The sequence below is a fragment of the Synechococcus sp. R55.2 genome, from assembly GCF_047462075.1.
Taxonomy (GTDB): domain Bacteria; phylum Cyanobacteriota; class Cyanobacteriia; order Thermostichales; family Thermostichaceae; genus Thermostichus.
Map to the genome: position 1 here is coordinate 1 of NZ_JANSIH010000051.1, position 10,482 is coordinate 10,482.

Below are 10,482 nucleotides of genomic sequence, written 5' to 3' on the forward strand. Positions count from 1 at the left end.
AGGGCTACCGAAAGCCCGCCCTGTACTGCGAAGCAGTCAGGGTCGGGTAGTTTACGTTTTTTCCATCGGTTAAGGCAGGGATCCCTTGCCGGCAGATCGAGTCTTGGCTGGCAGGAGTATTGTGGGTGGAGAAGCGTTTGCAGAAGGATTGTTGATGAGCTACGACGCGGTGGTGATTGGGGCCGGCCACAACGGGCTGGTGAGCGCTTGCTATTTGGCCAAAGCGGGGCAAAAAGTGCTAGTGCTGGAGCGCTATCACACCGTTGGTGGTGCTGCCATTACGGAAGAAATTCACCCAGGCTTTCGCGTGTCGGTGGCTTCCTACTCCTGTAGTTTGCTGCGCCCGGAGATCATTCGCGATCTGCGCCTGCCGGACTATGGCTTTGAGGTCTACGCCAAGCAACCTTCCTATTTCATGCCCTTCCCGGATGGGCAGCACCTCTTCCTGTATGCCGATAACCGTGCCAAGAGCAAGGCGGAAATTGCCAAGTTTTCCCGCAAAGATGCGGAAGCCTACGACCGCTGGGAGGAGTTTTGGGATCGGGTGAACGAGGTGGTGGAGCCAACCTTAATGCAGCCGCCGATTTCACTGGGCCAACTGGCGGATCGCTTTGCAGCTGCTGGCTATGAAGACGATTTCCGCCGCATCATGCTCCTCTCGACCACTGATCTCCTGGATGAATTCTTCGAGTCGGAGCAAGTCAAGGCGGCGATGGCTCCCCAATCTTTGATCGGCACCTCTGCCGGGCCGATGACTCCGGGTACGCCCTACATTTGGCTGGTCCATGCGGTAGGTCGGGCTATTGGCTCGCGTGGGGTCTGGGGCTATGTGCGCGGTGGGATGGGATCCATTACCCAAGCGATGGCCAAGGCAGCTCTGGACTTGGGGGTGGAGATCCGCACGTCTGCTCCAGTGGCGGAGATCTTGATGGAGAGTGGGCAGGCCGCTGGGGTTATCCTCGAATCGGGGGAAACCGTGCGGGCGCGGGCGGTTCTCTCCAATGCCCATCCCCAGATCACCTTTTTGCGACTCTGCTCCTCTTTGCCCCCAGACTTGCGTGACCGGCTAGAACGGCACTACCGCACCTCAGGCCCGGTGTACAAGCTCAACTTGGCCCTGGAGGAACTGCCCCGCTACACGGCGGCCCCTGCTGAAGTGCCCCCAGAAGTTGTCAGCTCTGCCACAGTGGATATTGCCCCCTCGGTGGCCTATCTGGAGCGGGCTTGGGATGATTGCAAATACGGGATCCCTTCCCGGGATCCGTTTATCGAGATCTACAGCCAATCCCCCACCGACCCGACGATGGCTCCCCCAGGCAAGCACATCCTCTCCTGTTTCTGTCAGTTTGTGCCTTACCAACCCAAAGGGCGAGACTGGAACGATGGCCTGCGGGAAGAATTTGCCGATCGGGTAATCGACAAAATTGCCCAATTTGCCCCCAACATTAAAAACGCCGTGATCGCACGGCAGATGTTGTCGCCCGTGGATCTGGAGGCCCGCTTCGGCCTTGTGGGGGGCAGTATTTTTCACGGGGAAATGACGCCGGATCAAAGCTACAACCTGCGGCCCATCTCCGGCCTGGCCGACTATCGATCCCCCATTCCCGGCCTTTACCTCTGCGGCTCAGGGGCGCACCCAGGAGGCGGAGTGACCGGGATCCCTGGCCACAACTGCGCACAGGTGGTGCTCAGCGATCTACCCAAGCTCTGACCGACGAAAAGGCCAAGCCAGAGCGGATCCCTGCTCTGGGATCAAACGGGTTGCCTGGGTTACAGCCGCACCTCAGTTCCCTCAAAGAACCCACGGATGATCAAAATGGCCCCTTCCCGGCTAGCATCATTCCCTGGTTCATCTTCCGTCCCACCTTCAATGTTGCCGGTGGGGAACTCTTGTTCCAGGAACCACTGGCCGGAAATGCGCTCAGCAGAGGTCGTTGAATCGAAGACAAGGTTCAGATTTCCTCTTTGTGTTCCCCCACCAATATCAAGCCGGTTAAACGGCCCCGCTAATTGTGCTCCAGCCAAGGTGCGGAAGACGAAATCTCCTGTGGTAGGTACAATGCCTTGAAGGATAACGGGCTGAGGGTTGTCTCCTTCCACGGGCGAGCCGGGTAAGGTACCTGTAGAGCGCTCTGTGCGCAATGAGAAAAAGTAATCAAAGACTGTTGGGGCACCCGGACGATCAGGAACCGGCAATTGCGGTATCGGTGTGGGGAAAGGTCGCGGTGGGGGGCTGACCTGCACAAAGTTGAGAACTGTGCTGGTGTTGGCCGGATCAAACTCCGCTTGAACACGACCGTTCAACAGGCGGCGGATGCGAACCAACTGATTGGGCAAGATGTTCGGTCGAGTCGGATCCGGAGCGAACAGTACCGACTGCGTACCCACCTGGGCAGGACGATAGACAATCTCCGCCTGGTTGGGCCGGAAGTTCAGGCGGGCAAAGAGAGCCAAGGCATCCTCAGGAGTGCCATCGCCCGCAACCCCCCGCTGCCGCACCACAAAGCTCGCGGAGAAACTGCCTGTTTGGAGAATAGCGACTACAGGACCTTGGGGTGGAGGAGGGTTGACAAAGGAGCCAGGCGCCAAAATCTCACCACCGGGGCCAGGGCCACCGTTTTCAAACAATACACCCACAGTGGGGACAATGAGAGAAGAATCTCCCTCTAAGACGACTTGGTTGCCATTGCGGCTAACCAAGATGCGGCGCACGGTCAAAGTTAAAACAGTTTTCGTATCCGGAACGGCAGCTCTAAAGGTTGTATTGACTCGAATGCGCTGGTCGTTGGGGTTGGTGGAAAGGGCAACCAGCCCGGCAATACTGAACTGGGTCGATAGCTTGCCGTCGCTGGGGCCAAAGGCAATGAGATTCACCAGCGGTGTGGTTCGCCCAATTTGGATGGCCAGCGTGCTGGAGCGAAGAGTTGAGTCAATCGTCAGCTCAGTGGCTGGGATCTCGTTCACGGGCAAGATGCGGGCTTCAACATTGGCGATGCGAGCTTCACCGCTTCCCTGCAAGGGGTTGGTACGCACAGGGATCCCATTGTCAAACCTCGGATTGACGTAGTCCAACCGGAGGCTGGTGGTCTCCAGCACCGAGCCGGGGGTAAAGCGGTACTCCTGCGCCGAGACAAACGCCGTGGGATCCACCTGGACGGGCCCAGGCAAGGTCGGAGACTCATTAACTTCTCCGCAGCCGCCTAGCAGCAAGACTCCACACAAAACCGCCAACGAGCGACCTTTGAAGTTCATACGGCACTTCCTCACACACCTTAAATCTGGGCAAATCCACACACAAAATGGGGAGAAGGCACCCAACCCCTAACGCTACAGGTAAGCTGGCCGCCCCTGCTCGAGGCTATGATACCCCATATCTAGGGGATGGGCCATTTCCAGAACAATTTCTTGCATTTGCTCTGCCGCTCGCTTGACAACGCTCTAGGATGCAGTAGAACTAACAGCAGGCATCCCCCTTGAAATTGTGCAGATGCATAAGACTTGAGCAAGCTCGGTGGATCCCCGCTGGACGCTGCCTAAGACGTTTGCTGTGGTGTGAGTGAGTGGAGATTTTTCGATGAGACGACGTTTTGGCTCAGCCCTTGGCCGTGGCGGCCTCTCTCTTTGGGCAACCTGTGCTTCGGTTGCGCTGATTACCGGCTGCAGTAGCGAGACCACCAGCGGGGTGCCGCCTCTACTGGCTTCTAGCGGTGCCACGCCTCCTCCCGTGGCTGTGGCTCCCACCATTTCACCCAACCTCACGCCCATCACCTTCCGCCCCGGGCCGGACTTTGCCCCCATCACCCCGCCGCCAGTTCAACCCGATCTGCCGGATCCGCCTCAATTTGGGCCAGGGGGCGGCTTCAATGCCGATCAGGAGTTTGCCTCGCTATCCTATAAGATCGATATAACTGGTTTGATCGTGCGTGGGACCATTGCTAGCGTTGATGTACAGGTTTTAAACATCACCTGTGGAACAGACGTGACAGATGTTATACTCCCAACTGCTTTAGAACAATTTAAGAATCTATTGATTGGCAGAGGAAATACATTCCTTGATGCGACGGGATTTACCTTTAGCTTTACTTTTCCGACGGATCCCCGCTACTTTAATGATCTCAGAATTCTTTCTAAAGCCATTCGTGGCGTTCGTAGAGTTGATGCACAGGGGCAGGTTCAGATCACAGACGAGCTGACTGGTGATGACATTCTGATCATCTTAACTATTCGTGATAGTTTTGGTCAGGTGCTAAGAGTTGACGATTCTATATTTAGTGGAGAAGAAAGCCGAACAGAAATTCGTGGCTCTCAGATTCCTGCTTGTGGAAATCTGTAGAGAAGGTAATCCCAGCAATGGCTTGCCAAATGAGTTAAAGGCTTAGTTGAGAACTTCAGTGAGTGTGAGAGGGTGTGGTGATGATTAAGTTTAAAACACTGGCAATAGGTGGAACCTCGCTTGTGTTGATGTCTTTGACTCTTATTGGGTGTCAACAGGCTAAGGATAAAAATGTTACAAGTTTTTTGCCAGGGCCAATCATCCCTGTGCAAAACCCAACTGTTGAAACAGGTGGAACCAACGTGGGATCTAGTCCTGTAGCTGCAGCTCAACCCACGCCAGGAATCCCTCGGCCTGTTTCTGCACCGACCATTGACCCAGTTGTTACCCCTGATGCTGTTCCTCCGATTGTCGCTGAAGGGCCTGTAGCTCCTGCTCCAATTCCTCCAGTCTTGACGGTCTCTATTTTGCCCGGTCGAGATCAAATCAATACTGTAATCCCTGTAGGTACAGGAACTGGTCCTGGTGCTGGTCTAATTTCTGGGACAGCCAATGTTAATGCAATTGTTGCAAGAATTTCTGGCGGCATTCCACCAATTACTGTTGACGTTCAAATTGATCCAACTCCTGTGCCATCCACGATTACTAATCCAAATGGCACTTTCACAGCCTCGTTCTCCTTTGCTTTTATCAACAATCAAGTTTTTATCAACGCTGCATTTATTTTCCCTGGAATTTATGATTTACAAATCTCAGCTGTAGATGCCACTGGACAGCTGGCCGTAGGAAATATAACTATTGTAGTAACTCAAGGCGGAGGTGCTTAACTTAAAGCTGTACGATAAATTTCATCGCAATTAAGTTTCTGCAGCTCCAAGTATCAATCCAAGTATCAAGTAATCAGTCATCTTTCTAGCTCAACTCTTTGCCGTAGCTTCTCAACGAGAAGCTGAGTTTATCTTCCTTGAAAGTGGCCATGCTTCACTGTCTTCAGTCCTCAAATTTCAATCATGGGATTCTTCCAAAATCACTATAGTAATCCAGTCTGAGTATTAAGACGAGTAGCTACTAGGCAGTCTTGGCCAGAGAGGATTTCTGGGAAAATGAATGATGGGTTCACAATTCAATACAGATTGCTCTACAACTCTTCAAAAGTCTGTATAAAGCTAGGGAGCGGCTAAGGTTTGTCCTAGCAAAATGCAAATACGCCAAGGTGCCTCTCCCAGGCGCTAGGAGTGCTTGGTAGGTGCTTTCTGGAATCAGATGGTAGGGCTCATATTCGGTTCTGAACTAAGCTATCAATGATGTTGCCCAATCTAGGAGAGTGTTTACTTCTCCTGTGTCTTTGGCTTCTGAGTACAACCTCAGCAGAGGCTCGGTGCCGCTGCCGCGAATCATCACCCAGCTTCCATCGGCGAGGACGAATTTGTGGCCGTCGCGATCAAAATGTTTGATCACCTGCTGCCCCAAAATCTCAGCCGGGGGATCCATCTGTAGCCGTTTGAATAACTCAGTTTGTTGGTTTTGATCCGCGAGGTGGAGATCGCGGCGCAGGTAAACAGAGGTGAACCCTTCCCGTTCCTGCAAAGCCCGGTAGATGGTGCTGAGATCTTGGCCGGTTTCCGTAACCGCTTCGATGAGATACAGGGCCGAAAGCAGGGCATCCCGCTCGGGAATGTGGCCCAGGTAGCCGATGCCGCCCGATTCCTCTCCACCCAAGAGCACCTCTGTGCTCATCATGCGCTCGGCGATGTACTTAAAGCCCACCGGCATTTCCGTAACCGGCAGGCCATAGTGCTGTGCAACTTTAACAAACAGTTCGGAGCCGCTGATGGTTTTGACAATCTCGCCCCGCAAGCCGCGTCGCCCGGCCAGGTGGTCGATCAAGATGGGGATCAGGATCTGCGGGCTGAGGAAATGGCCCTGCCCATCCAGGGCGGCAATGCGGTCGGCATCTCCATCAAAGACCAGGCCCATTTTCAAGGGGGCCGGATCCGCTGCGATGATCTGAGCGGAAGCCTGCAGGTTTTGGGGCAAGGGCTCAGGGGGAAATCCCCCAAACAAGGGATCCCGATGCGCCTGCAACTCAATGACCTTCTCCCCCAAGAGGCGCTTGAGGCCGCCAGCGCCAGAGCCAAACATGACATCCACCCAAATCTTGGCCGGGGATCCTTTGAGCTTTTCCAGATCCACAAAGCGGCTGAGCTGAGCCAGGTAGCCGGGCCAGGGATCCCAGGTGTGGATGGGGGCCTTGTGGGATCCAAGAGGCTGGAGGCTTTGCATCTCCTGCTCGATGGCAGCAGTAACTTCCGGGGGCACGGATCCACCAAATCCTCCCTTGACCTTGAGGCCGGAATAGTGGGGGGGGTTGTGGCTGGCGGTGATCACCAAAGCGCCGTGGCAGCCCCGCTCCTTGGCACCCCAGCTAAAGGCCGGCGTTGGGGCCACACAGGTGGAGAGGTAAACTGGGATCCCCAGGCGGGCCACCACCTCAGCAACGTGGGCGGCAAAGCGTTCCGAAAGAAAGCGGTTGTCGTAGCCGACCAGGATCCCTTCGCCGGGGTAGGTGCGGGCCAAGACTTGGGCGCTGGCCTGGGCTGCAACAGTCAAGTTTTGGAAAGTAAAGCCATCGGCGATCACGGCTCGCCAGCCGTCGGTGCCAAAGCGGATCGGGGTATCGGCCATAGTGGTGTTGCGGTGGGTGCTGCCGCTTCAAGTCATAGCACGAGGCGGGAGTTGCGGGGTTCGGTCTGCTCTCAACTTCTTCACTTCTTCTGAGATGGGATCCCTCTCGCGGGGCCCGCAGAAGCGGCTAGATTGACATACCCCCCTGCCCTCAAGGGCAGGGCTTTACGGCGTTTTTTCGGTAACCTGGAAAGCGTTCCGCTCCTTTGTGCCATGACTCAGCAACTGACTCTCGACGGACTGGGATTTGGCTCGGGTGGGGGATCCCGTCTGGGTCGGGTGATTGTAACCGATTTGCAGGGGGAGATGCAGCGCTCCTACCTGGAATACGCCATGAGCGTGATCGTGGGGCGGGCCTTGCCGGATGTGCGGGATGGCCTCAAGCCGGTACACCGCCGCATCCTCTACGCCATGCACGAGCTGGGCCTGACGCCGGATCGCCCCTACCGCAAATGCGCACGGGTGGTGGGGGATGTGCTGGGGAAATATCACCCCCACGGGGATCAGGCAGTTTATGACGCGCTGGTGCGCATGGTGCAAGACTTTTCCAGCCGCTATCCCCTGGTGGCGGGACACGGCAACTTCGGCTCTGTGGATGATGACCCACCGGCGGCTATGCGCTACACGGAGTGCCGGCTGGCGGAGCTGAGCCACACAGCGCTTCTGGAGCAGGTGTCGGAAGAGATCGTCGATTTCATGCCCAATTTCGACGGATCCCAGGCGGAGCCCACCGTTCTTCCGGCCCGCTTGCCCATTTTGCTGCTCAACGGCTCTGCCGGCATTGCTGTGGGCATGGCCACCAATATCCCACCCCACAACCTGGGGGAAGTGGTGGATGGCCTGTTGGCTTTGATCGACCATCCCGACCTCAGCCCTGAGGAGCTGTTGCGGTGGATCCCAGGGCCGGATTTTCCCACCGGCGGCCAAATCTTAGACACCCAAGGGATCCGCGAAGCCTACCTCACCGGGCGCGGTTCCATCACCCTGCGGGGGGTAGCCCGATTTGAGGAGATCCAGCCGGGCAAAGGACGCCACCGGCGGCCTGCTCTGGTGATCACTGAATTTCCCTACCAGGTGAACAAAGCCGCCTGGATCGAAAAAGTGGCCGAGCTGGCCAACCAAGACCGCATCAGCGGCATCGCCGATCTGCGGGATGAGTCGGATCGCAGCGGCATTCGCGTGGTGGTGGAGCTCAAGCGAGAAGCCAACCCGCAGGCGGTTTTGCAGCAGTTGTATAAGCTCACCCCTTTGCAAAGCAACTTTGGAGCCATCCTGCTGGCTTTGGTGAACGGGGAACCGCGGCAGCTCAGCCTCAAGGACATCCTGCAACACTTTTTGCAATTTCGCGAGGCCACCCTCAACCGGATGTTCCGTGCCGAGTTGCAGCAGGTGCAGCGCAAGGCGGAAGAGGTGGCAGGAATGTTGCTGGCGTTGGCGGATCTGGAGGGGGTGATCGAGCTGCTGCGGCAAGCGCCCGATGGCACCACGGCCAAAGCCCAATTGCAAACTCGCCTGGGCTGTACCCCCCAGCAGGCAGAGACGATTTTGGCCATGCCTCTGCGTCGCCTGACGGGATTGGAGCGGGAACGGCTGCACCAGGAACACGCCCAGTTGCAGACCCGCATCGAAGAACTGCAGGGGCTACTCAGCGACCGCCGCAAGCTCTTGAATTATTTGAAAAAAGAGCTGCGACACCTGAAAAAGACCTTCGGGGATCCCCGGCGCACCCAGATCCTCTCGGCCTCGGAGCTGGAAGCGGAAGTGGCCCAAATCCCCAGCGGCGAAGAGACGGAAGAGACCCACTTCTTGCTGCAATTCACCCGCAAGGGCTATGTGCGCCGCCTGCCTCTGCCTAGCCGTCGCTCCCGCAGCAACCCCGCGCAACGGGAACTGGGGGAAGATGTGCTGGTCGGCCTGGAATGCGCCACGCTGGAGCAGGAAATCTTGGTGCTCACCGCCGGCGGCAAGGCTTTTACCGTGCCCATCGCAGGGATCCCCCTCAGCACTGGCTCTTCACGGGGGGTGCCTCTGGTTACCCTTCTCCCCAACCCCGAGCCGATGGTTGCCACCTTCACGTTGGCTCCGGATCCGGGCAAGGCAAGTTTGGTGGTGCTCAGCCGGCAGGGGCGGATCAAGCGGCTGGCCCTGGCAGAGTTGATGGGCCTCACCCAACGGGGATCCACTGTCCTAAAGCTAAAAGAGGGAGATGAGCTGGGCTGGGCAGCCCTTTGGGATCCCGGCTGCCAAGGCTACAGCGTTGCTCTGGCGACTTCAGGGGGACGGGTGCTGCGGCTGGATGTCCAACAGATTCCCCTGATGGGTCGGGCGGCTATGGGATCGCCGGCCCTGCGTTTGGGGCGCGCCGAGCGAATAGTTGGTATGGCGCTGCTGCCCCCGCAAGGGATCCTGGTTCTGGCCAGCCGGTTGGGCCACCTGAAGCGCTTGCCCCTGAGCGAGATCCCCATCCTGGAGCGGGGTCAAGTGGGCGTGCCGGCCTTTCACTTCTCCGACCGGGGAGATGGCTTGGCGAGCTTGGTGGGTCTCCCCCCCGATTTGGAGCAGCATCCCCATCTGCAACTGGATGTGCTCACGGAGTCCGAACGGATGTACTCCTTCTCCCCTGCTGACATCCCGCTGCAAAGCCGATCCGGGGACGGATCCCTGCTGGTCAAAGGGGAGCGGGTCAGGGAGTTGCGCCTGTTCTGGCCGCAGTGGCTGCCGGAAGGCGATGTGGGATAGCTCTTGGGGGAGCAGAAGATCCCTAGGACGAAGAGCCTTCCCCAGGCGAGGCCGAATCGGTCGGCGGGGAGCCGGGATCCGTCTCCGGCGCTTCGGGATGGCGAACGGGCTTGGGAAGGGTTCCACCTGCCTTGAGAACCAAACAGCGCACGGTTTGGTGCAGCTCCTCCAGCAAGATGCTGATGGCAGAGCGGAAGTCCCGGTGGTCATCTCGCATTTGCTCCAGCATGGCGCGGATGACTTCCTGACAATCCTTCAGGATGTGCTGCTGCTGGGCAACAATCTGCACCAGTTCGCTTTGTTCCTTGAGCAGCTCCCGCAGACAAGAGCGCAGCTCTTCCACATGGCTCTGCCAAAGGGCCTGTCCTTCCCGCAGCTCCATTACGCTGGTGCGCAAATCGGCGGTCGAGTCTCTCAGGGCTTCGCTGTGGCGGCGCTCGGCTTCCAGTTGCTTTTGCTGCTCCTGCTGCTGCTGCCGCAGCTCAGAGTTGGCCTTGAGGTTGGCTTCCGCTGCCCTGAGCAATTGAGCCAATCGAACCTCAGTAACAACCCAACGCTCTTCCGGGGAGAGAGATCGACCTCGGCCAACTCGCCTGCAGAAGTACTTCACAGTCGCTGCACCCTATACACAACTCTCTACTTTAAATCAAAGCACCATAGGACTTCAGCCCAAGCAGAGACCTGTCTATCGGGCTTTGTCCCGGCTGTTTTCTGGGTTTACCCAATGTAGCCATGATAGCGGATGCCGAATCCAGAAGTTCGGAAGGCGAGGCTGCCCCTCTCCA

The 10,482-nt window shown here is 57.3% G+C and carries 7 protein-coding genes; 4 read left to right on the forward strand and 3 right to left on the reverse strand.

The annotated features are described in order from the left end of the window. Nucleotides 1-103: 103 nt before the first annotated feature. On the forward strand, nucleotides 104-1,711 hold the full coding sequence (locus NW838_RS01900) for a phytoene desaturase family protein (protein ID WP_414427393.1): 1,608 nt from the start codon (nucleotides 104-106) through the stop codon (nucleotides 1,709-1,711). A gap of 59 nt (nucleotides 1,712-1,770) precedes the next feature. Here NW838_RS01900 and NW838_RS01905 read toward each other — a convergent pair whose 3' ends face one another. After that, on the reverse strand, nucleotides 1,771-3,252 hold the full coding sequence (locus tag NW838_RS01905; protein WP_414355554.1) for a hypothetical protein: 1,482 nt from the start codon (nucleotides 3,250-3,252) through the stop codon (nucleotides 1,771-1,773). A gap of 322 nt (nucleotides 3,253-3,574) precedes the next feature. On the opposite strand from NW838_RS01905, the gene NW838_RS01910 reads away from it, so the two are divergent. Next, entirely contained in the window at nucleotides 3,575-4,333 is a 759-nt protein-coding gene (locus NW838_RS01910) for a hypothetical protein (protein ID WP_414427394.1), read from the forward strand. A 74-nt stretch (nucleotides 4,334-4,407) separates the two neighbouring features. Next, on the forward strand, nucleotides 4,408-5,100 hold the full coding sequence (locus tag NW838_RS01915) for a hypothetical protein (protein WP_414427395.1): 693 nt from the start codon (nucleotides 4,408-4,410) through the stop codon (nucleotides 5,098-5,100). A gap of 463 nt (nucleotides 5,101-5,563) precedes the next feature. Here NW838_RS01915 and NW838_RS01920 read toward each other — a convergent pair whose 3' ends face one another. Further along, a complete protein-coding gene (locus NW838_RS01920; protein ID WP_414427396.1) occupies nucleotides 5,564-6,958 on the reverse strand; it encodes a phosphoglucomutase/phosphomannomutase family protein in 1,395 nt (464 codons plus the stop codon). 213 nt (nucleotides 6,959-7,171) lie between these two features. Here NW838_RS01920 and NW838_RS01925 point away from each other — a divergent pair, with 213 nt between their 5' ends. Continuing rightward, a complete protein-coding gene (locus tag NW838_RS01925; protein WP_414427397.1) occupies nucleotides 7,172-9,697 on the forward strand; it encodes a DNA gyrase/topoisomerase IV subunit A in 2,526 nt (841 codons plus the stop codon). A gap of 22 nt (nucleotides 9,698-9,719) precedes the next feature. Here NW838_RS01925 and NW838_RS01930 read toward each other — a convergent pair whose 3' ends face one another. Next, nucleotides 9,720-10,229: a hypothetical protein gene (locus NW838_RS01930; RefSeq protein ID WP_414427398.1), complete on the reverse strand. Its 510-nt coding sequence runs from the start codon at nucleotides 10,227-10,229 to the stop codon at nucleotides 9,720-9,722. Nucleotides 10,230-10,482: the final 253 nt, after the last annotated feature.